15 protein-coding genes are annotated in these 23,080 nt (G+C 52.5%); 7 read left to right on the forward strand and 8 right to left on the reverse strand.

Going from position 1 to position 23,080, the window contains the following annotated elements:
- Positions 1–283 precede the first annotated feature (283 nt).
- From BFW38_RS13375 to BFW38_RS13390, 4 genes are all read right to left on the reverse strand, one after another.
- Entirely contained in the window at positions 284–1,711 is a 1,428-nt protein-coding gene (locus BFW38_RS13375) for a sigma-54-dependent transcriptional regulator (protein WP_139116628.1), read from the reverse strand.
- A gap of 92 nt (positions 1,712–1,803) precedes the next feature.
- Positions 1,804–2,925 carry a PQQ-dependent sugar dehydrogenase gene (locus BFW38_RS13380; RefSeq protein WP_068999356.1) on the reverse strand — a complete coding sequence of 374 codons (1,122 nt, stop codon included), beginning with the start codon at positions 2,923–2,925 and terminating at the stop codon, positions 1,804–1,806.
- A 69-nt stretch (positions 2,926–2,994) separates the two neighbouring features.
- Positions 2,995–5,259: an ATP-binding protein gene (locus BFW38_RS13385; RefSeq protein ID WP_084004651.1), complete on the reverse strand. Its 2,265-nt coding sequence runs from the start codon at positions 5,257–5,259 to the stop codon at positions 2,995–2,997.
- Positions 5,260–5,364: 105 nt separating this feature from the next.
- Positions 5,365–6,126, reverse strand: coding sequence for an FCD domain-containing protein (locus tag BFW38_RS13390; protein ID WP_068999357.1), 762 nt, complete (start codon positions 6,124–6,126; stop codon positions 5,365–5,367).
- 646 nt (positions 6,127–6,772) lie between these two features.
- On the opposite strand from BFW38_RS13390, the gene BFW38_RS13395 reads away from it, so the two are divergent.
- From BFW38_RS13395 to BFW38_RS13420, 6 genes are all read left to right on the forward strand, one after another.
- Complete coding sequence (locus tag BFW38_RS13395; RefSeq protein ID WP_068999358.1) at positions 6,773–7,558, forward strand: (Fe-S)-binding protein; 786 nt, start codon at positions 6,773–6,775, stop codon at positions 7,556–7,558.
- Positions 7,555–9,000 carry a LutB/LldF family L-lactate oxidation iron-sulfur protein gene (locus BFW38_RS13400; protein ID WP_068999359.1) on the forward strand — a complete coding sequence of 482 codons (1,446 nt, stop codon included), beginning with the start codon at positions 7,555–7,557 and terminating at the stop codon, positions 8,998–9,000. Before BFW38_RS13395 ends, BFW38_RS13400 begins: the two co-directional genes overlap by 4 nt.
- On the forward strand, positions 8,997–9,698 hold the full coding sequence (locus BFW38_RS13405) for a LutC/YkgG family protein (protein ID WP_068999360.1): 702 nt from the start codon (positions 8,997–8,999) through the stop codon (positions 9,696–9,698). Before BFW38_RS13400 ends, BFW38_RS13405 begins: the two co-directional genes overlap by 4 nt.
- Before the next feature lie 162 nt (positions 9,699–9,860).
- Positions 9,861–11,555 (forward strand): L-lactate permease, encoded by a 1,695-nt coding sequence (locus BFW38_RS13410; RefSeq protein ID WP_068999361.1) that lies wholly within the window; start codon positions 9,861–9,863, stop codon positions 11,553–11,555.
- Positions 11,556–11,881: 326 nt separating this feature from the next.
- Positions 11,882–13,642 carry a hypothetical protein gene (locus BFW38_RS13415; protein WP_139116629.1) on the forward strand — a complete coding sequence of 587 codons (1,761 nt, stop codon included), beginning with the start codon at positions 11,882–11,884 and terminating at the stop codon, positions 13,640–13,642.
- Between the two features lie 82 nt (positions 13,643–13,724).
- The gene (locus BFW38_RS13420; protein WP_084004652.1) at positions 13,725–16,670 is read left to right on the forward strand and encodes an FAD-binding and (Fe-S)-binding domain-containing protein; all 2,946 of its coding nucleotides are present in this window, start codon (positions 13,725–13,727) and stop codon (positions 16,668–16,670) included.
- A 121-nt stretch (positions 16,671–16,791) separates the two neighbouring features.
- Here BFW38_RS13420 and BFW38_RS13425 read toward each other — a convergent pair whose 3' ends face one another.
- The 4 genes from BFW38_RS13425 to BFW38_RS13440 form a co-directional block, all read right to left on the reverse strand.
- On the reverse strand, positions 16,792–17,274 hold the full coding sequence (locus BFW38_RS13425; RefSeq protein WP_068999363.1) for a 2-thiouracil desulfurase family protein: 483 nt from the start codon (positions 17,272–17,274) through the stop codon (positions 16,792–16,794).
- 47 nt (positions 17,275–17,321) lie between these two features.
- A complete protein-coding gene (locus tag BFW38_RS13430) occupies positions 17,322–17,651 on the reverse strand; it encodes a YceK/YidQ family lipoprotein (RefSeq protein WP_175400983.1) in 330 nt (109 codons plus the stop codon).
- A 112-nt stretch (positions 17,652–17,763) separates the two neighbouring features.
- On the reverse strand, positions 17,764–18,438 hold the full coding sequence (locus BFW38_RS13435; RefSeq protein ID WP_068999365.1) for a porin family protein: 675 nt from the start codon (positions 18,436–18,438) through the stop codon (positions 17,764–17,766).
- 164 nt (positions 18,439–18,602) lie between these two features.
- A complete protein-coding gene (locus BFW38_RS13440; protein ID WP_068999366.1) occupies positions 18,603–22,307 on the reverse strand; it encodes a DUF4347 domain-containing protein in 3,705 nt (1,234 codons plus the stop codon).
- Positions 22,308–22,571: 264 nt separating this feature from the next.
- On the opposite strand from BFW38_RS13440, the gene BFW38_RS13445 reads away from it, so the two are divergent.
- Positions 22,572–23,080: phage tail protein (locus BFW38_RS13445; protein ID WP_084004655.1), on the forward strand; the 509-nt coding region annotated here is incomplete at its 3' end.

The raw sequence follows: 23,080 nt of genomic DNA on the forward strand, positions 1-23,080 counted from the left end.
AGCAAACATTCGGCGTAGCAGGCCCATGAATATCGACTTATCGACCCAAGATCAAGAATAATAATGTTTCGTATTTGAATTAAAAACACCTAGCAGTAAAACGGCTTGTTCCAAAAACTGAACAAACACATCACAACATCACCACACCTGAAGCGACCCGAGCCGTGTAGGTCGCAAGCGAGATGTAGGTTACAAACGAGGTGTAGAGTGCAAACGAGGTGTACAAGTGGGGCGTACAGCAAACGAAGGGATAGACAGAAAAGAGAATCGCTCATAGACAACATTAACCCCGAATGAGCGGTTGGCATATGCCAACAGTCAACGACATTAAGATGCCGACAAAAAGTCCTCTCGCGACAACCCGTATTTTTTTTAATTTGTCATAAAGGGTCTTACGGGGGAGGCCAAGATCTTCCATCGTCGCTTTAATCGAGCCTTGATGGCGCGCCAATGCCTGCTGAATCAGGCCTCGCTCAAACATCTCAACTTGTTGCGGTAAATTCAGTGCAGGAGTGGCTTGTTCACTGCCCGGCATCAAGTACTCAAGATTATACTGACAGTTCTCCCCTAACAGCACATAACGCTCAGCCAGATTACGCAACTCCCGCACATTCCCTGGCCAATCATGGGCCATTAATAAGGGGACTTGCGCAGGCGTTAATGGCGGCGGCACATCTTCACGCCCAATACGATTACACGCGACCAAAACAAAGTGCTGAAATAGAAAGGGGATATCCTCCAACCGCTCACGCAGAGGCGGAATATCCAGCGTCACCACATTAAGCCGGTAGAACAGATCTTCACGAAAGCGTCCTTCTTCCGCAGCCACCCGCAAATCGACCTTGGTCGCAGCAATCACGCGAATATCAAGAGGAATGGGGGTATTGGAGCCGAGTCGTTCAATTTGTCGCTCCTGCAGTACGCGCAACAGCTTGACCTGAAGCGCCATGGGCATGGATTCGATTTCATCCAGAAATACGGTCCCCCCTTGAGCATGCTCAAACTTACCAATGCGGCGCTTGTTAGCTCCAGTAAAGGCCCCTTGCTCATGGCCAAACAGCTCCGACTCGATAATATTCTCTGGTACGGCACCACAGTTAATCGCCACAAAATGCTGTTCTGCCCGAGCACTCTGATCATGAATAACACGCGCCGCCATATCCTTACCGGCCCCCGTCTCACCATGCAGCAACACATCCGCATCCACTTGGGCCACCTGACTTAACATGCTGACCAGCCGCTGCATCTTCGGGGTTCGCCCCATCATCCGTGGCCCAGGCTTACTGTGGCGTGCGAGCTCATCTCTCAGGCTGCGGTTTTCCAGAACCAGCCGTCGCTTATCCAGCGCGCGATGCACCACATCAATCATCACTTCACTACCAAACGGCTTCTCCAAGAAATCATAGGCACCTTCGCGCATCGCCTGCACCGCAGTCGACACATCGCCATGGCCGGTGATGAGAATCACCGGCAAATCACGATCAATCTGACCAATCGCCGCTAACAGCGCCATACCATCCATGCCGGGCATGCGGATATCAGAAATCACCACTCCCGGCCAATGATCATTCAGTTGTTTAAGCGCAGTTTCAGCCTCGGCATACGCCTGCACCTCAAAACCGGACAACTCTAACGTCTGGCTCAAGCTAATCCGCAGATGATGCTCATCATCGACAATAATAATAGAAGGCTGAGGTTGTATATCGGTCATGCCGGATCCCGTATTAAGTCATGCAGGGCGCTCATCATAACGAGGTTCATGCTGACTTGCATAACCCTGAACGTCGATAACCGTCGAGCCCATCAGGGCTCTGGTGATAATGATAGCCATTGTCCCGAGCCACTATCCGTCAATATCCAGAGGGCACCATCGGGCGCTTCATAAAGGCTGCGGACTCGTTGCTGAATCGGGATCTGCTCAACCGCTTCAAGTGCGGTGTTATCCATTGTTGCGGTCAGCCGTACCAGCATTTTTGCTTTTAAGGCTCCAGAGAGCCAATCACCTTGCCACTCGGGGATCAAATGACTTTGATACTGGATCAAGCCACTAGGCGCAATGGAGGGCGTCCACTGCCACTTGGGGTCGATCATCCCGGGGCGCTGGCGCGTTTCCGTAATCTCTGCGCCACTGTACTCACGCCCGTAGGTGACCAAGGGCCAGCCATAATTGCCGCCAGCCACCAGCCGATTCACTTCATCACCGCCTCTTGGCCCATGCTCACTGAGCCATAAGGTGCCCGTGGCATGATCAACAGCCAGCCCCTGCGGATTACGATGGCCATAAGAAAAGATCTCAGGGCGAGCGCCGCGCTGCCCGACAAAAGGGTTATCGTCAGGCACCTGCCCATCATCTAATAATCGAATGACACTACCGGGATGACGAGTCAACTGTTGTGCCCAGTCACGCTGACCGCGATCTCCAACCGTTAAGTACACATGGGCATCGTGATCAAAGGCAATGCGGCCCCCGAAGTGATGCTGGGTGGAGACGTAAGGCTCCGCATGAAATAGACGCTCAACTTCGCTCAACCGACCCGCGTGATAACGACCGCGTGCCAGCACGGTGGTATAACGGCCGGCCTGCTGCTCCACATAGCTAAAGTATAGCCAGCGGTTATGGATGAAATCCGGGTGTAATGCTAAATCCAGTAATCCGCCCTGACCCACTGCCGCGACCGCGGGCAAACCTTTCACCGGAGCCTCGAGCAACTGGCCCCGCTGCCAACGTCGCAACCGACCCGCCCTCTCACTAATGAGGGCCTCACCATCAGGCAACACGACTAAGGCCCAAGGAAAGGCCAACCCATCGGCCATCACCGTCACTTGCAGCGACCCGACTGAGGTCTTAAGTGTTCGAGCTAAAGCGGTTTCAGTCTGACTGATCAAGCCGATGCTGAAGCATACGGCGACCCAAATCCGTTTCATCCGTCATCTCCTTTTGACGTCATTCACCACGCTTGGGCTTAATGCTCACGCTTGGGTTTAATATAAAACTCAAGGACTGAATTCGTGGCCTTCATAACGAACCACTGGTAACGTAATCACCAACTCAGCCCCGGTTAACGTATTGGCATCACCTTCACGATTATGAGCGGCCAAGTCCCCCCCGAGTTCTTCAATAATGCGCTGAGAAATGGACAGCCCCAAGCCTAAGCCTTTACCCGATTCTTTCGTCGTAAAGAAAGGATCGAACAACTTGCCCAAGTGTGCATCAGGGATACCAGGCCCATTATCACAAATGCGAATGTCCACTTGCTGTTGATGGCGGGTTGCCCGCAATGTCAACACGGGCTCAGCCACCCCTTCCATGGCATGCAGCGCATTGGAAATCAAATTCACCATCACCTGTTCCAAGCGGACCATATCGGCTTGAACATAAAGTGTTTCTTCAGGCCATTCGGTGACCACTCGCACCTGTTCGGTTTGAATCCGCTGGCGATACAAATTCAACGCATACTGACAAGCCGCTTGTACCGACACCGGCGCCAATTGATCCGCACTTTTGCGGGCAAACATTTTCAGCTGTGCACTGATTTCAGACATTCGCTCAGCCAACCCCACAATCTCGACCATATTGGCATCAGCCCGTTCTGCAGCACCGCGCTGCAAGAAAGCACGCCCGTTCTCAGCATAAGCTCGAATGGCCGTAATCGGCTGATTGAGTTCATGGTTAATACTCGCGGATAACTGCCCTAATACGGCCAATTTACCGGCTTGCACCAACTCATCCTGAGTTTGGCGTAAACGGACTTCGGTACACCGATGTTCCTCTATTTCCTGCAGCAGACGCATATTACTGGCCGACAGATCGGCGGTACGGGCTTCAACCCGAGCCTCAAGTTCATCATGAGCCTGACGCAAAGCACCTTCTTGCGCTTTACGCTCAGAGACATCGTAAAGGGTCAGTAAACGCTCGCCGTCGCCGAGAGGACTCACAGTCAACTCCAGCGGAAAACGGCGTCGGTTGGCGGTCAGCCCTGAGACTTCAAGCGGTTGTCCCTCCATTTTCATTAAAGCATGCTCAACGGCCTGCATATCCACAGGATCAATGAGCTGTTTAAACGGCTCACCATCTAAAGCTAAACGATCACGTTCAAACATGGCTTCTGCCATGGGATTAAACGCGCGAATGGTGCCCTCAGCAGACAGCGTCACTAAACCTGCGCGAGTGCTGTCAATAATATGGCGAATACGGGCCTCGTTCAGCTCTAAGGCTTTTTGAGCTGCACGTTCAAAGGCATGGCGCTGATCATGTACACGACGACGTTGGCGCAAAAACAAGCCAATTAAGCCCAACGCCAGCATGCCCAATGCCGTCAATAACATCGAGAAATAAACTTGCTGTCGTACCGGCGTCAACTGCTTCAAAATATGCAGCTCCCAACCGGCCTCAGGCATCGGCTCAGTTAAGTGCAGGTAAGAGGCAGAAGGGAAACGCTCTTTCCAGACCATCACCTCATGATCACGATCAGGCAATCGCTGCTGGGCTTCAATTGGTAACGGGTCTAGCGATTGGCCAGCATAACGTAAGGAATCACGCAACTGCTGACGTCGTTCTTCGGATAATGGCTTCAACGTTTTCAGACGCCATTCAGGGCGGGAACTGATAAAGACAACACCATCAGGGTCGGTCACTAACAGCTCGCCATTAGGATCACTCCAGGGCTGCTCAATCTGGTTGATATCGATTTTAACCACCAGCACGCCCAATACATCATCGCCTTGCATCACGGGGTAGGAAAAGTAGTATCCACGTGCGCCAGAGGTAGTACCAAGCCCATAGAAACGCCCGGATTGCCCGGCCATGGCCTGCTTGAAATAAGGCCGAAAAGAAAAGTTTTTACCGATGAAACTCGTCCCTCGCCACCAGTTACTGGCCGCACGGGTCGTCCCTTGACGATCCATCAGGTAAATATCGGATACCCCCGTGATGACACGGTAGCTATCCAACGCCAAGTTCAAGGCTTGCAGGTGACTGGCGGAAGCCTCATCAACCCGATTCAGCCCACTCAAATAGCGCCCTAGATTTTCACGCGTCGTCAGCAATTCGGCCAAATACTCATACTTCGCCAAACGCCCCTGCATACTGGTTTGATACAAACGCAATTCGTTAACCGCCTGCTCACGGAGCAATCCCAGCTCATGCTGCCAAGTCCAGCGGGCCGTTTGTGTCACCAACCCGAGCGTAATGATCATAAAAATGACCACCATCAAGACTCGACTAGACCTTGAAGCGCGCGCCTCCAGCATCACGGACATCCCGGCTTATTCCTCATCTCATCCACACCCCCTTCAGCCAACCCCTTTTCCCCACAAACGCCCTCGCTGGTCGTCTCTTTTTTTACTTAACTACCGTGGCGACCCTCATAAAGCGGTATTGATACGCCTCAGGGCTCGTTGAATACGCGTTTCACGCTTCGAGAGTTCCAATAAACCATCTTCCACATAGACGAGATGTTCATGGGACATTTGCTGAGCCCGTTCTGGGTCTCCCGCCAAAATAGCATCCAGTAGCGCTTTATGTTGGTCATAGAGCGTCGAGCGCGAATGATCCCGCTCAAATAAGCTGGATAAGTTGTCCACAATACTGCGTTCCAATAATGAAAAAAGGCCGCGCATGGTATGCAGCAACACGACATTGTGGGCCGCTTCAGCAATCGCTAAATGGAAGGCCGCATCCGCAACCGCTTCTAACTCTGGGTCCATCGCATCATAAGTGTCGGTCAGGTCCTTAAAACGCCGCTCTAACAATTGCTTATCGGCATCGGTTGAGCGCAGCGCCGCATAATAAGCCGACAAGCCTTCTAACGCATGACGAAACTCCAAAAGATCATAGTGAAACTCACCATGCTGCCCCAGCAATTCATAAATCGGATCACTAAACGAAGTCCCGATTTTTTCAGAGACGTAAGTCCCGCCGCCCTGGCGGCTATGTAATAAACCGCGCGCAACCAGCTTTTGAATGGCCTCGCGTAAAGAGGGACGCGACACACCAAACTTTTCCGCCAACTCGCGCTCTGGGGGCAACTTCTGACCGGGCTTAAAACTGCCTTCCAGAATCATGCTTTCCAGTTGCTGCTGAATCACATCGGACAAGCGTTTCGCCTGAACTCGGGGGTAAGTCATAGGAAGATTATCCACTCAATACAGCAGGTCCCATAGGGTCCATGCACGGGTTATTCAAACACTCGTCTATCATACCCATCCTGGTATGAAAACACCGCCATTCATGCACTAAAAAAACTTAACACATCGCCTCCACAACGCCTTTAAACCATGCAATACACCAAGCCTTCCGAACCTGCTCAAAACATCGCAGCCATCGCCATCGCCCATCAAAAACGGCCCAAACCAAATTGGTATTACCAATTTATCAGACATTAAAAAACATCATTATCACCCCTTACGTCAAACCCTTTTTTGAGCTCACACACGCAGCATAAAAATCACTCAAAAAGCGCATAAAACTCAGTAAAAGCTAACAACAAAACCCGTTAGACCATGGTATGAAAATAGCAAGACTCGTTTGACAGCCCTGCAAGAGCTTCATATCGTAACGACACAATATAGATGTCAATTGGTATTACCAATTTATAAAAACTAAAAAATGGCTATTTCTGCTGTCATCGGCCCGATCACCCGAAGCGACCATGCTTGATTCATTCGATCAAAACAGCGCCATCACAACAGCTCCATCAAAACGGCTCCATCAAAACAGCGCGATAAAAATAGTTCCGTGAAATGACCTGACTAGCATGTTGAGAAGAGTGCGATGAAGACCGAAACGGCTCAAACCCCGGTAAAGATTTATCCCCCCAAGCCTGACAAAGTGTATTTTTATGGCACTTGTCTGATTGATCTTTTCTACCCAGATGCGGGCATGGCGGGCATTCAACTGCTCGAGCGTGAGGGTATTGAGGTCATCTTCCCGGAAGGACAAACCTGTTGTGGACAGCCTGCTTATAGCTCGGGCTACCATGATCAGGCGCGCAGTGTCGCCGCCTCACAGCTGAACCTATTCCCCGAAGCCTGGCCGATCGTTGTCCCATCGGGCTCTTGTGGCGGCATGATGCGGCAACACTATCCTGATCTGTTTGCGGATACGCCCCAATCATCACAGGCCAACGCCATTGCCGCACGTACTTGGGAGCTCACTGATTTTCTACTTCATGTCTGCCATATCCAGCTCAAAGATCTCGGCGAGCCGACCACAGTGGCCATGCATACTTCTTGCTCAGCCCGTCGTGAAATGGGCGTTGCAGAAGTCGGCCCCCAATTATTGTCACAACTGGCCAACGTCACCTTAGTCGAGCAAGCAAGAGCTGCCGAATGCTGTGGTTTTGGGGGAACTTTTGCGATTCGCCATCCAGAAATATCTGCCGCTATGGTCTCAGACAAAGCCGACAGCCTCGTGGACACAGGCGCCACACGCTTCGTCACGACCGACTGCGGCTGCTTGATGAATATTCACGGTCACGCCGAACAGTCGCACAAACCCATTCAAGGTGAACATATTTTGAGCTTCCTCTGGCAGCGCACAGGGGAGGCGCATTCATGACAACAGACACAGCGGTTCGTGATTTTCACCCGCGGGCTCATGCCGCACTGAATAATCCGCAAATTCGCGCTAATTTCCGTAAGGCCATGGATGGCTTGATGAGCAAGCGACAGCAAGCTTTTGAAGGTTGGGCTTTAGATACGCTTCGCGAACAAGGAGCCAAAGCCCGTTTGCGTGCACTGGCCAAGCTCCCGGAACTATTAGAACAACTCGAAACCCAGCTGACCGCTAACGGGATTCAAGTGCATTGGGCTGAAAGCCCCGATGAAGCCTGCCGCATCATTCGAGAGATCTGTGAGGCACGGGGCGCCAAAAGTGTCATCAAGGGCAAATCGATGGTCTCAGAGGAAATGCACCTCAATGCCTATCTTGAAGCCCATGGCATCGAAGCACTGGAATCAGATCTGGGTGAATATATCGTTCAAATGGCGGAGGAAACACCTTCGCACATTATTATGCCGGCCATTCACAAAAACACCGGCGAAATTTCGGAATTGATGCACCACAAAACTGGCACTCAACGCTCGCAGGATGTCGAGTATTTGACCGCCAGCGCACGGCAACAGTTACGCGAAAAATTCATGCGCGCCGATGTTGGGCTCTCAGGGGTGAACTTTGCGGTCGCTGAAACCGGCACCTTGTGCCTGGTGGAAAATGAGGGCAACGGCCGCATGACCACGACAGTGCCGCCTTGCCATATTGCCGTCACCGGGATTGAAAAAGTGGTTGAAAAGTTAGAGGACATCACGCCATTGCTGGCGCTGCTGCCTCGTTCAGCCACCGGCCAGCACATCACCACTTACGTCAATATGATCTCCGGCCCGCGCCAGCCAGAAGAGCGGGATGGTCCTGAAGCGGTTCACTTGGTGCTGTTGGATAATGGCCGCAGCGACATTTATCAAGATGACGAATTGCTCGACACCTTGCGCTGTATCCGTTGCGGCGCCTGTATGAACCATTGCCCCGTTTACACGCGCGTAGGTGGACATACCTATGGCACCACTTACCCCGGCCCGATTGGCAAAATCCTAATGCCCCACCTGATTGGCCTGGATGAAGGGCGACATCTTCCCAGCGCCTCAAGCCTTTGCGGCGCCTGCGGCGAAGTCTGTCCAGTCAAAATCCCCATTCCCAAACTCCTCGTACGCCTGCGCCGTGAAGCCGTTGACGGGGATCAGTTACACCCGAGCCAGATGTCAGGCCATGGGGTTAAACGTCAGCGCTTTGAAGTCATGATCTGGCAGAGTTGGGCTTGGCTCAATCAACATCCACGTCTTTATCGTCTCGCCACCCGCATCACCACGCGCCTGAGGAAACTTCAGCCACACCGGCTCGGCGCCTGGACACGATACCGAACCGCGCCTCGCCTGGCTCCGAAAACCCTGCATGAGCAGATGTCTGAACGTCAGCGCGGCAAGCCCCTTGCAGAGGTGAAACGATGACAGCACGTCAACGTATTCTACAAAAGTTACGGGAACGTCGCGGCGGACCGCTCAAAGCACCGGCCGCTGATTTAGCCATTGTCAGTGAGCGTGATTGGCAACCCGAGGAAAAGCTGGCGCTGTTCACTCAAATGATCGAGTCCGTACAGGGTGAAGTGCACCGAGTGGACCGAACCCACTGGTGCGATGAGTTGGCGAGCTTGCTGGCCCAGCGCCACATTCAGCAACTCCTGATACCACGCCAGCACACAGTGGGCCAACAAATCCGTGATGCGGCCGATCAAGCCTACTCAGCTTGGCCCAGATTACGTCATTACGATCAGACGATTGAGCAATGGCAACCCGAATTATTTCACGAGGTTGATGCCGCCATCACCTCCACTCGTGGCGCCATTGCGGAAACCGGCTCTCTGATCCTTTGGCCCACGCAGGATGAACCACGACTGGCCAGCCTGGTACCGCCTTTACATATTGCAGTGCTTGAAGCCGATCAAGTGTATGCCACCTTCCACGAGGCCATCACCACTCAACAGTGGGCCAACGGTATGCCCACCAATGCGCTTTTGATTTCTGGGCCCTCCAAAACCGCCGACATTGAGCAGACCCTGGCTTATGGCGTTCATGGGCCGAAAGCGTTGCTGGTTTTGATACTTGAATCATCAGCGCCTGACGCCTCCTATAAAGATAATATTCAATAAAAACAATACATTATAAAAATAACCGTATTAACCAAACTTCGAACTGAGCCACCATTCGAACTGAGCCACCATTCGAACTGAGCAGCCATTCGAACTTAAAAACTCTAACAACAACAGCTAGGACCATAGCGTTCCAAGCGCCACAACACAGGAAAGAACACGATGAATGAGCCCTTAATGTCCCTATTGGCTTTCGCGCCCATTGTGCTAGCAGGCGTGCTCTTAGTCGGCTTACATTGGCCTGCAAAGCGGGCGATGCCGCTGGTCTTTCTGGTCACCGCTGCGATTGGTTACTTTGCCTGGGAGATGAGCTTTAACCGAGTACTCGCCTCTACTTTTCAGGGGCTCATGCTGACCGCCGCTATTTTATGGATTATTTTCGGCGCGATTTTATTACTCAATACACTCAAACACTCAGGCGCCATCAGCGCTATTCGTAGCGGTTTTTCCGGCATCAGTCCTGACCGGCGAGTCCAGGCCATTATCGTGGCTTGGTTATTCGGCAGCTTCATTGAAGGGGCCTCAGGTTTTGGGACGCCAGCCGCCATTGCCGCTCCGTTACTCGTGGCACTGGGGTTCCCGGCGATGGGCGCCGTCATGATTGGCATGATGATTCAGTCAACACCGGTCTCTTTTGGCGCCATTGGCACGCCACTGGTCGTCGGGGTGACAGGAGGCTTGGATAAAGCCGGTATCAGTACCGCCTTACAAGCCCAAGGCAGCAGCTGGGATGCGTTTTATCAGCTCATCACGTCTGAAGTCGCCATCACCCACGGCATCATCGGCACCCTGATGCCACTCTTTATGTGCATCATGCTGACCCGCTTTTTTGGCCGTAACAAAAGTTGGGCAGAAGGCCTTGCGATGGCGCCGTTTGCGATTTTTGCCGGCCTCTGCTTTACGCTGCCGTATATGGCCGCAGGCGTTTTCCTTGGGCCTGAGTTTCCGTCTTTGATCGGTGCACTGGTTGGATTAGCCATTGTGGTACCGGCTGCCAGAGCCAACTTTCTCTTGCCGAAACAACAGTGGGATTTTGCTCCAGCCAATGAGTGGCCTGCTGAATGGTTAGGCAGTATCGAGATCAAAATGGAATCGGTGGCGGGTAAAGCGCCGATGTCGGTGTTCAAGGCTTGGGTCCCTTACTTACTGCTGGCCGTGATTCTGGTGTTATCGCGCGCCGTGCCCGAAATCAAAAGTTTCTTCACTCATTTCTTAGCCTTCGGTTGGCAAAACATTCTGGGTGAAGACAACATCAGCAGCAGCATTCAGCCCCTTTACTTACCGGGCGGCGTGATGGTACTGGTTATTATCGCGACTTACTTTCTACACCGGATGCGCAGTGATGAAATGCGCGCGGCCCTAAGCGAGTCAACCAAAACGCTGTTAGGTGCAGGCTTCGTACTGCTATTCACTGTCCCGATGGTGCGCATCCTGATCAATTCTGGGGTGAATACGGCCGACCTCCCCTCTATGCCCAAAGCCATGGCCCACCTAGTGTCTGCAGGCGTGGGAACGATTTATCCTTTCTTCAGCGCCACAGTCGGCGCACTCGGGGCCTTCATTGCTGGCTCGAACACCATCTCAAACCTGATGCTGTCTGATTTTCAGTTCAATACCGCCCAACTGCTCGGTGTCTCCAGCGCCATGATGGTGGCCGCACAAGCCGTCGGGGCGGCCGCAGGTAATATGATCGCGATTCATAATGTCGTCGCGGCGTCAGCTACCGTGGGCCTATTAGGTCGAGAAGGAAAAACACTGCGCCTGACGATTATTCCAACACTTTATTATTTGATCACCGCCGGGCTGATCACGCTGATCGCCATGTATGGCATACAGGTGAAAGATGCCTTGATGTGATCTTAGCTTCACTCAACAATTTCACTGAATCGGCGATTTTAAACACACCTTTAAGTTGCATTTTTACAACACAAGCATGCTCCAGCATTTTCGCTTATATTGCGCGGGCACTGTCGCTGAAATAATGCCTCAAGATGGCGCTGATTGTGGTCAGCAAGCATGAGGTCAACCGCATGTGGTCACACCATGCAGCGCCCTCAAAGGCACCAGCGACGCCCCTTTTTTGTCCTGTTCCGGCGGACCTGCATCGCAGTGTCCGCCGCGATGCGATCTTTCATCGCCATATCAGGACGCAAGACGATAATGACCATCAACGGAGACATGGCGTGAAATCTTTATACGGTGTGAAGTCTTTAATCAATATGCAACCCCAGATGGGCGCTCCTAAAGCGATCGCATTGGCGCTAACAGGCCTGGTATTGGCAGGCTGCAATGGACAAGAAAATACACGCCTAACCGACGCGCCAGAAAGTCTCTTGGGTGAAACGCTCAAAGGTGAGTTGACCACCCAGAGCCCGATCAACCTCACGTCAGGAAGCCGCTACGGTGCCCATTGGCTCTGTGGCAGTCAGGGCGTCGGGCGTTATACGCTAGAGGCTGCTTTTGGGAGCACGATTTCAGTGTTGTCAGAAGAGGGAAAATTAATTGATCGCACTCATGCCGATGCCGACAGTATTGGCCAGCAGGTGGTATTGGGTAGTCAAGGAAAGGCTTGCCAACTCTTAGTCATCACTGGGGATGAAGGCGCCTTTGGCCCCTACACTCTGAAAGGCGAGAAGCTTTCCCCCACTGACAGCACCACTTTGCCACTCAATGGCCAACTCATGGCGCCGCTGGCTGATAAAAGCCAAACATATCAACTGAAAGTTGAGCGCCCCATGGAGCTAGATATTGCCATTGCCGATGGCAGTGGCCGCGCCTCAGTGATGCTTGAAGGCAATGGCACGGAGCTTCATGCTCAGCCTTGCGGCTCACATAGCCAACAGTTATCCGGTTACGTGATGCCTGGCGACTATACCCTGAGTATCGAGCCCAAACAGAAGCCTCAGCATGTTCCCGAAGGGAACCCGTCACAATGCTCAGGCAATTTAGTCGGAGAAGGCCCCTTTATCGCACTCACCAGCCACGCCACTCGCCTGCCGGATGGGATGCGTAATGGCGGCCCCATTCAAGATGGCGATCACATTACCGGCACCCTCGCGGCCGGCCAGCCCAATACTTATCTCATTCAGATAGAGCAACCGACCCGTATTGAAGTCGTGGCCACCTCCTCTGAGTTCGATACCCTGCTCCAGCTCAGTGGCCAAGGGGTGCAACAGCAAGATGATGATGGTGCCGGCGGGACCAACTCCAAACTCAGCAGCTTTTTGGTCAAACCCGGTCGTTACGAGCTGACGATTGGTGCTTATGACGATAATACGGCGGCAGGTCGCTACACCCTGGATGCCCAATTCAGTGCCATCGATACCGATTTCCGCAATGAAGGCGACGTTGACCTAGGCAGCAATGTCATGGGGATGCGAGAAACTTTCGGCACCAACCAGTACACATTACATCTTGAGCAGACCTCAGAAGTCAATATCAACCTGACCTCTGACAACTTCGACACCATTTTAAAACTCAGCGGTAACGGCCAGGATCAAGTCAACGACGATGTTGACGGTGGTACCAACTCACGTATTCAGACGTTACTGCCCGCAGGTGATTACACCCTGAATATCGACAGTTATGAGGGGACAGGACCTTACCAGCTCAGCGTTGAAGGCCACCCTTTCGACGGCCAACTCCGCCCGAATGGCGCCGAAGCCCGCAGCGGTGACAGCTTTTATGGTGAGGTTCAAGCCTCCCAGGCGTTGACCTATACCGTCGTGATCACCCAAGCCGGACAGTACCAGATTGATGCCGTATCAACCGCCTTTGACACCATGCTGACGCTGCAAGGCGCTAACACAGACCTTGAAGATGATGATGGTGGCAACGACACCAACGCCCGTATCAATGCCACACTGCAGCCCGGTCGCTATCAGCTGAAAGTGACCGGTTACGAAGCCGGTGCTGGCATGGTGAAAATAACCATAGACGGCTGAGCCATCAAGTCACGCTCAGCCTCACAAACTATCGCCTGCCCCGAGAATGGGGCAGGTGTTTCCGTGATGAGTGAACCGTGACATGAACAGAGCAAGCCAGCACCAAACCGTAGACGATCCACAAGTCGACACCCCCCAAAAAGACATACAGCAGACAGCCAATACCTTGGCTTATGGTGATCTGATTCAGCACCTTCGACAGCGCTTTCCAGAAGAACGCTTGATTCATGATCCATTACGCACACTGGCTTACGGCACCGATGCCAGCTTTTATCGATTGATTCCTCAACTGGTCGCCCGGGTCGAGCAAGAGTCAGAGGTGCAATATCTCTTAAAAGCCTGCGCTGAGCGCGGTCTACCCATCACCTTTCGTGCCGCGGGCACATCACTGTCAGGACAAGCCGTCACCGACTCAGTGCTCATGCAACTGGGGAACGGTTGGAATACCCATGAGATTCTACGCCATGGCGATGCCATTCGATTAGGCCCAGGGGTCATCGGTGCCCAAGCTAACGCTTGGCTCAAACCGCTAGATCGTAAAATCGGCCCCGATCCGGCCTCCATTAACAGCTGCATGATCGGCGGTATTGCCGCCAACAATGCCTCAGGCATGTGTTGCGGCACAGCACAAAATAGCTACCGTACCGTTGAAGCCATGCGCATTATTTTGGCAGATGGCACCCTATTGGATACCGCCGACTCGGACTCACGAGCAGCGTTTATGCAAAGCCATGGTGACTTACTGGAGCGCTTACGTCTGCTCGGTGAAACCACCCAAGCCAACACGCCACTGGCTGATAAGATTCGGCACAAGTACCGACTCAAAAATACGACCGGTTATGCCCTGAACGCTCTGGTCGATTTCACTGACCCGTTTGATATTTTGATGCACCTGCTGATTGGCTCAGAAGGCACGCTGGGATTTATCAGCCAAATCACTTACAGCACCGTGCCAGAACACCGTTACAAGGCAGCCGCCTTGATGTACTTCCCCGATATCGCCACGGCCTGCCGCGCCACTGTTGCCATGAAGTCTTCACCCGTTTCAGCCGTTGAGCTGCTAGACCGTGCCGCTTTGCGTGCGGTTGAAGATATGCCGGGCATGCCCGAGGATCTGAAGACCCTGCCCGAACAGGCCACCGCTCTATTAGTGGATGTGCGTGGTGCGGATGCTCAAGCGCTACACACCCATATTGAGACCGTACAGCAAGCGCTGGGCGATACGCCGACCTTGAGCCCGGTCACCTTCACCACCGATCAAAGCACTTACGAACTTTACTGGAAAATTCGCAAGGGGACGTTTCCGGCCGTCGGTGCCGAGAGAGTGATCGGTACGACCGTGATTATCGAGGATGTGGCCTTCCCACTCGCCTCGCTCGCTGAAGGCGTGACTGAACTTCGCGCCATCTTTGATCGATACGGCTATGATGAAGCCATCCTGTTTGGGCACGCCTTAGAAGGCAACTTACATTTTGTCTTCACCCAGGGCTTTGATGATCCCAAAGAAGTCGCGCGCTATGAAGCCTTGATGGACGATGTCGCGGAGCTGGTGGCGGTACGCTATGGTGGCTCACTCAAAGCCGAGCACGGCACCGGACGCAATATGGCGCCTTATGTTGAGCTCGAGTGGGGCGCTGAAGGCTACGCGCTGATGAAAACGATCAAACATATTTTTGATCCAACTAACCTACTCAACCCCGATGTCATCCTTTCGGACAACCCCAAGCTCCATATTCAAAACCTGAAGCCCTTACCGCCGGCTCATGATTTGGTTGACCGCTGTATTGAATGCGGTTTTTGTGAAGCCGTCTGCCCCTCCCGTCGCCTCACACTAACGCCGCGCCAACGGATTGTGTTATGGCGCGAGCTGTCTCGATTAGAAAGCCAAGGCCAAGATCCTGAACGTCAACAGCAGTTACGAGAGGCCTATCAATACCAGGGTATTGAGACCTGTGCCGCCGATGGACTCTGCTCTACACGTTGCCCGGTCGGCATTAATACGGGGGATTTAGTTCGCGAAATCCGCCATCAGCAAAACCAGTCACTGACAAGTAAGGGGCAGTGGCTGGCGGATCACTTTGCCGGGATCACGCAAATCGCGCGCGTTGGCCTCAAAGCCGCCCGACTAGGACATGGCTTACTGGGCACTGCGGGGATGAAAATCGCTGTCAATGTGGTGAATAAACTCAGTCACAACGCAGTCGGGCACTGGAGCCCAGCGATGCCGACTGCAGCAACCCCGATCACGTCATTACAACGCAAACTCCCCCAGGTCACAGACCCTACAGCACCAGCGGTTGTTTACTTGCCCTCTTGCGCCGCACGCGTCATGGGGGCCGCCAAAGATGATCCCGATCGCCGTTCACTCGAAGAAGTGATCTTCACACTGCTGCACCGCGCAGGCTATCGCGTGATTGTGCCCGAAGCGATCGATAATCTCTGCTGTGGTATGGCTTTCCAATCTAAGGGGTTATTCGATACGGCGAATCAAAAACGCAGCGACTTAATCCAGGCACTTTATCAGGCCAGCGAACAGGGCCGTTGGCCGATTATTTGTGATACCAGCCCCTGCGCCATGCGCTTAAAAGAAACGCCCATTCAAGAGCGCGAAGACAGCACAACCGCCACCGCATTGGCAGCGCTCACCTTGATGGAGCCGGTTCAGTTTGTGCACGATTATTTACTGGACCACCTGACACTGACGCCCAAACAGGAACGCATTGCACTTCACATCACCTGCTCAACCACCCGTATGGGGCTGGCCGATCGCATGCTCAACCTGGCCCAGCGCTGCGCTCAAGACGTGGTGGTGCCTGAATCCATCACCTGCTGTGGTTTTGCCGGTGACAAAGGATTCAAAGTACCTGAATTAAATGCGTCATCATTACAAGACCTGAAGCGGGAAGTGTCAGGATGCCAACGTGGCTTTTCCAACAGCCGCACCTGTGAAATCGGGCTGACTGAACATGGCGGTATTCCCTATCAATCCATTCTCTATCTGGTTGATGAGGTCAGTCGTCCGACCTGATGAGCCCGCATGCTTTAACGATTGCCCCGTCTTACACGGGGCAAGTTCACCCACGCCAAGAACGTCTAGGAGGGCACTGTATCACTCAAGCCACAAGCACACCTCAAGCCACGAACATACTTCAAGCCACGAGCACAGATAAGAGATAATCGATCTGCTGCGGATTAAACACCTGTATCCCCGCTTGTGATAATAACGCCGTGGTCACGCCTTGGCCCGAGCGCGTCTGCCCTTGAAAAGTGCCATCGTAAATCCGTTGACTGCCACAAGAAGGGCTGGCCTCAGTCAGCACCGCATAGCGAATCCCCATGGCCTGACATTGCGCCAAGGCTTGCTGAGCACCCGCCACAAAAGCTTCAGTCACATCGACTTGATCATCACCGACGATCCTGGCTTTCCCGATCAGCACATCGTCACCCAATCCACCTTGAATCTCGGCGGCGGGTCTCGGTGTGGGTAACCCCGCCGCCACTTCAGGACAAAACGGTACGAGCTCATGCTCTGCCTGCAAACGGGCTAGCGCGAGCGCCGCACCAGATTTACTGCGCCCGTCATAACGCACCGGCTGCCCCATCAAACAAGCACTGACCATCACACGGGCCATTCAATTCACTCCCTGCTGATTCAACTCATAACGACAATGCCTATTGATCAAGCATCAGACTGCTTGGCCTGACATTGTTGGTGCGCATCCCAATCTAACGGGATCGATACCGGCAGCAATACCGTATCGAAGACAAAACTGAGCGGTAAATCCAAGAAGAGCAAAGCGCTCAGACGCCAATCTCCATCGTCATCGAATAGACTGTCCGTGAGCATAATTGAATCCATCTGCGTACCGCCGTAGCTATAGCTGATATCTTGGCAAGGGGAAGGGTGGTCATCAAAGGCATAACGCATCGTCGTCGCACAGCCCGGCAACCCCAATACCATAACGGCCATAGCGATCAATCGCGTCAATAATATACAGGCTGGGCGCACAACAACGACTCCCAGAACCCCTGACCGAAGGATCAGGGGTTTAATAGATTCAAGCATTGTCAATTATGCGATCGGCAAGAGTTAGAGACAGGGCCTCTCCTCAATACAAACCTTAGAACTGATAACTGACACCGGCAGTGAATAAGTCCAGGTCATATTCATCCAACACATCGGCCTTAGCCCCAAAAATACGGCGATAACGAAGACCGGCCTGCCAATGATCATTCAGTTGATAACGGACTCCGACACCAAGCAATGGCGCCCAGTCGTTACGGTCATCGTGAGCGCGCTGATATTGCGTACGCACAACGTCACCAGCTTCATCAAACGTCTGGCCCCAGGCTCTCCCTGTACCCTTTTGCTTTAACCAGGCAAATCCTGCCAGCCCTTCCAAAGATAACGATGACGTGACGGGCAGACGCCCAATACCCGAAAAATTCAAACCGCTCACATCCAGCGTTTCCTTAACGTGACGCTGACGGTTAAACCCTGTGCTGGTGGTATCAGAAGTATCTGACTGGGCCGAGAACTCCCCCAAATCCAGATAAGAAACCTCAACCGCCCAATGCGAAGTGAACGCATAGCCCACGCCTAAACCCAACGCCGTGTCCTGATCATCATCCGACAAGGCCGCTTGGCCTCCAGCCGCCTCGATGGAACGATTAAACTCATTAAAACTATTCAGATCAAAATCACCCGATGCCTGTCCACCCTCGACAAAGACATAAGGGCCCGCTTGCGCGGTAGCCGCCATTAAAAGTGCGACACCTGCTATTGCATATTTCATAAGATTAATCCATACCAACTTATTGGATAGGCCAGGGCACAAGGCCCTGACCCCGTCATCAATGACATCAAGTGATCAGAGCATGACACCATACCATCACTTAAGCCTGACCAGTCGGGCCATCTTCACACGATGGCCCATCGATGTGATCTCGATTAACTCAATCAACCCCACCAGTTAAAATAATCACCAAGGTGCAAATCATCACTAAAGGGATCCGGTGCCTGAGCCATTAAGCCGGGCGCCCCTGGGTCAAAAATCATCCCGTTGGCCGCACCATCATCATCAAACTGGCCACCATCTTCAATCGTAAACGTCAGCACTGTGCGATCATTCTCAGTACGCAGGCTACCGCCGAACTCATCACTGGCCAGATTGACCCAGCGATCATTGGCATCCTGTTTCCAGTAACCATTCACTTCAATATCGGATGACATCACCAACGTAAAGGTGGTGCTATCGCCAGCATTGGCAAGCTGAGCACTGAATTGCAACATCCCCAATGGCATCGATAGCGCCTGCGGGTGGCTTTCCGCTTCATCCAACTGTTCAATGCCCAGTAGCGACTCATCATTGCCTGTGGCCAACGTTAAAAACATCTCGGTGGCATTCCCCGGGTTCGACACTGCCGACGATGTATTCAAGACCACAAACGAGGCCACATCCGCCTGTTCAGAGTCTGCAATGCCATCGCCATTACCATCGCCCTGGCCATTACCACCGAAAGAAGGCACCTGGTCTTCAATATCAGAATCAATGCCGTCATCATCAACATCCGGCTCGGGCTCGGGTTCCGGCTCGGGTTCAGGTTCCGGCTCGGGTTCAGGGGTCGGATCGGGATCAGGGGTCGGATCGGGATCAGGCGTCGGATCAGGATCAGGGTCAGGGTCAGGGGTCGGGTCAGGATCAGGGGTCGGGTCAGGATCAGGCGTCGTATCAATCAGCACACCGGTTGTGGCACCAATATTATTCAACGTCAGTGCGGCAGCATTACCATGACTATCTTCCAAGGTACCGCCATTCAGATCTAGGCTGCCACCCACAACAATACCATCAGCATCCTCATCGTCAGCCACAATAGTATATTCAAAGGTCAAAGCTGTTGACCCTGCCCCCGAGACATAATCGGCATAGACTGTATGGCCCCCATCCAGCGTGAGTGCGAGTCGCGGCGTGCCACCAATCGTTGAAACCGACACCTCGTCATCAAAATTAACAGTGAAGGATAAAGCGTCGCCCGCACCATAAGTCTGACCAGTCGGGACTGACACACTACCCACACTTGGGCCCTGGGTATCAATGACGATCGCTTTTTGACCACCTAAAGCATTTGCGCTCCCAGGTGATGGCAAGGTTAATAACGCATCGACATTACTCGAGTTTCGAATCGTCCCACCATTTAAGACAAGTGAACTTGTTGAGACATAATCAAGATCCGCACTGGTATCGCCGGCCTGCACGGTGTAGGTAAACCCCAGCGTACTGGTACCACTCCCTGACGTGTAAGTCGCCACCCGATCCGTAGCGCCGGTCTCAAGAGTGAGCTGGGGAACGCCTCCGGTGGTGTTCAATACAATACTTTCGTTGAATGTCACCATAATCGTAAGCGTATCGCCTACTGAATAAACCCCGTTCGCTTGCACAGCTGACACATGGGTGACAGTCGATGGTGAGGCTGTCGAGGACGTTAGGCTTGAGCTCATCGCAGCGCTCAATCCACCAGACGTGGCAAGTAATGCAATCGTGTCAGATGCCCCCCCATTCGTATATTGAAGGGATAAGTTGGTAAAGGTCCCACGACCCAAAGCAGGCGTCAAAGTGACCGTCGTACCACTGCCATCACTATCCCCAGTGGCAGTTAATCCGTTCACGGTACCATCGAGCGTACTATCATTGGGATCAGTGACCGACAAACTGATATTGGTAGCGTAGTCTGTATCGACCAATCCATTAACATCGACAGCCTGAACGACCGGGTCAGCGGTGAAATCCGTCGTATCGCCGCTGATTACATGGGAAGGAGAAGGCTGGGTAGAGAAAGCGAGTTGAGTCGCGACAACATCGGGATCAATCGCGCTTGAGGTGACACTGGTCAGTCCTGATGCAGAAGCCGTAAGCGCGAAGTTCGCATCACCATCTGAAGCAGCACGATACCCAATGCCCGTAAACGTCGCGACACCATTCACAGCGGTCACCGTGGAGGTACCAGAGAGACTCCCATTACCATTTTCAGTCAGCGTGACAGTGCCATTAAAATCAGTGTCTAGATTGCCTCGCGCATCCATAACCTGCACGACAGGCTGTGTTACAAAAGTCGACCCACTGACAATCGTACTACTCGGCTCCTGGGTCAACACCAAATGAGTCCCGGTAATACCAAGAGCTGCGCCCGCACCATTACTCACATCGGCTTGCGATGCCGTCATGGTTGAGCTGCCTGAGCCCATGATAAAAGCATCGGCGTTCGTCGACAGGACGATAGTGTGACCCTCAGTCATATCCGCGGTCGACGTATCATCACTGTAATAACCGCTGATGGTATAAGTTTCATTGCTACCGTCAGCCACTGCAATAGACAATCCGGAAAAGGTGATCGTATCGTCGGCAGCGTTATATGTGCCTGTGATATTCGATGCATCAGCACCATTTAACAGAAAAGAGAGATTCCCCCGCTCGGCATCGGTAGTGGTACCCGAAACATCAACGGTAATACTCTGCACAGTGGTCGCAGCACCATCACTTTGGCCACCATCATGAATAGTGAAATCCAACAAACTCACCGCACTGGCTGAATCAACGGCGGTGCTAGACAATATTGAAGGCTCTGACAGAGGGCCGCTAGTGACGGTGGAGGTTGAGTCAAAAGCCGGGCTAGGCGCTTTCAAGTCCAGCATATCCATGGACACAAGGTCCAAATTTACGGTACTGGCACCGGTTGTCTGAGTGATAGTTAATGTAAATGCAGAAATATCGTCAAAAACCGTGGGATTAACATTGAAAATTTTCGTCCCTGCTGCTGAATAATTTTCAGTTTGTGAGACAGGAAGCCCTCCAGAGGTGGCCGAAAGCTCAATGGTATAATCACCGCCATAAGAATCAAACTTCAGACCATCTAGATCAAAAGTACCTAAATCAATATCATCAGCGGTCCAAGTAATGGTGGCATAATTATTATTCGCCCCATCTTTATTAGTACCCTCTAAGTAGATATAACTACTATCGGTTCTAACGGTTGTATTGGCATCTGTGGTAACGGTAAAGCCATCTACCGAATTGCCCCCAGAGTTATTGGCATAGTAGACCGGGGTAAAGGTCTGTAGCGTACTGGGGAGTGCGAGCAAATGACCATAAGCGTCGAGTGCTGAAACGGTCAATCCAGCCCAAGGTTCGACAGTGCCTTCGGTCCACTCCAGAGTCCAATCTCCGCCTAGGACAGCACTGCCCGTTGTATCAATGGATGCAGCCACATCAGCGCCCGTATACACAGAGAGGTCTCGGATAAATTGATGACCCACTTCAGTCTGAGCGACGTCACACCCATACAACACAAGGTCACCGCTAGCCTTCAGCGCACCTCCGATGGTCTCCAAGTCACTCACCCGGTCACGAGACATCTCCGCATCAAGCATGACATTCCCGAGCTGGAGTTTGCCATCAGCACCATGGCTGACAAGATGTATCACATCATAGCCGGAATGGGTCGCAGCCCAGTCCGCCATCTGAGTCACCCCATCTTGAGTAGTTTCTAGGACAACAACCTCAACACCATCACGTGCGGCAGCGCCTAGATCGGTGCTATGAGCCACGCCAGAATCAATAAATACGACCTCTTTTCGACGCGGATCATCTTGTATTGTTTCGATTGCCATTCCCTCTCTCCCAGAAGCCCAATCACGAGGCATTTCTTCAACTTATAATAATTAAATATTTCGTACAGAAAAAATCATCATGGACAACAGACTCATTATTACCTATAGGTTTTAGTGTAGAAGTCTGAAAATTTCCAGCATTAATCTCATTCGATAGCTATTCATTAATCAAAAATTATTTTCAGATTTCCCCGCTAAAAAAGCATCAAAAACACTTAATGAAAATTTCTAAAATGAGAAACATCAATACGGAAGGAGCATACGATGGAAGTTTACCTTGGTGCGATCACGATGTTTGCAGGAAATTTCGCCATCCGTGGCAGCGAATTATGTCAAGGGCAACTCAAACCCATATCACAATTTAATGCACTATTTTCCTTACTGGGCACTAACTTTGGAGGCGATGGACGCACCACCTTCGGACTACCGGACATGCAAGGCCGAGCCCCTATCGGTATGGGGCGCGGCCCAGGACTTCCTAATCGCCGAATAGGACAAAGAGGGGGCGCAGATCAAACAACACTACTCAGCATCAACATGCCAGAACATACGCACCCGGTTCATTTAACGCCACCGCCGCCACAAGCTTTCTTGTCCGTTGCAAGCGACACACCCGCAGAGACAACAACGCCTTCCCCTTCTTCTTGCCTCGCGGCAATGGCACAGTATGGGCGAGACTCAGTCGCCATGTATACTGACTCGGCAAGTTCAATGACACCGATTCAAGGTATCACCATTGCACCAAGTGGAGATATTTCAGGCAATATGATCTT

It is taken from the genome of Terasakiispira papahanaumokuakeensis (assembly GCF_001709345.1).
GTDB lineage: Bacteria > Pseudomonadota > Gammaproteobacteria > Pseudomonadales > Halomonadaceae > Terasakiispira > Terasakiispira papahanaumokuakeensis.

Excerpts from the sequence above, each read along its gene's own strand:
- BFW38_RS13435 (WP_068999365.1), bottom strand. The coding sequence starts at position 18,438 with ATGAAATATGCAATAGCAGGTGTCGCACTTTTAATGGCGGCTACCGCG.
- BFW38_RS13425 (WP_068999363.1), bottom strand. The coding sequence starts at position 17,274 with ATGGCCCGTGTGATGGTCAGTGCTTGTTTGATGGGGCAGCCGGTGCGT.
- BFW38_RS13405 (WP_068999360.1), top strand. The coding sequence starts at position 8,997 with ATGACAGCACGTCAACGTATTCTACAAAAGTTACGGGAACGTCGCGGC.
- BFW38_RS13395 (WP_068999358.1), top strand. The coding sequence starts at position 6,773 with ATGAAGACCGAAACGGCTCAAACCCCGGTAAAGATTTATCCCCCCAAG.
- BFW38_RS13410 (WP_068999361.1), top strand. The coding sequence starts at position 9,861 with ATGAATGAGCCCTTAATGTCCCTATTGGCTTTCGCGCCCATTGTGCTA.
- BFW38_RS13420 (WP_084004652.1), top strand. The coding sequence starts at position 13,725 with ATGAACAGAGCAAGCCAGCACCAAACCGTAGACGATCCACAAGTCGAC.
- BFW38_RS13385 (WP_084004651.1), bottom strand. The coding sequence starts at position 5,259 with ATGTCCGTGATGCTGGAGGCGCGCGCTTCAAGGTCTAGTCGAGTCTTG.
- BFW38_RS13440 (WP_068999366.1), bottom strand. The coding sequence starts at position 22,307 with ATGGCAATCGAAACAATACAAGATGATCCGCGTCGAAAAGAGGTCGTA.
- BFW38_RS13380 (WP_068999356.1), bottom strand. The coding sequence starts at position 2,925 with ATGAAACGGATTTGGGTCGCCGTATGCTTCAGCATCGGCTTGATCAGT.
- BFW38_RS13390 (WP_068999357.1), bottom strand. The coding sequence starts at position 6,126 with ATGACTTACCCCCGAGTTCAGGCGAAACGCTTGTCCGATGTGATTCAG.
- BFW38_RS13375 (WP_139116628.1), bottom strand. The coding sequence starts at position 1,711 with ATGACCGATATACAACCTCAGCCTTCTATTATTATTGTCGATGATGAG.
- BFW38_RS13400 (WP_068999359.1), top strand. The coding sequence starts at position 7,555 with ATGACAACAGACACAGCGGTTCGTGATTTTCACCCGCGGGCTCATGCC.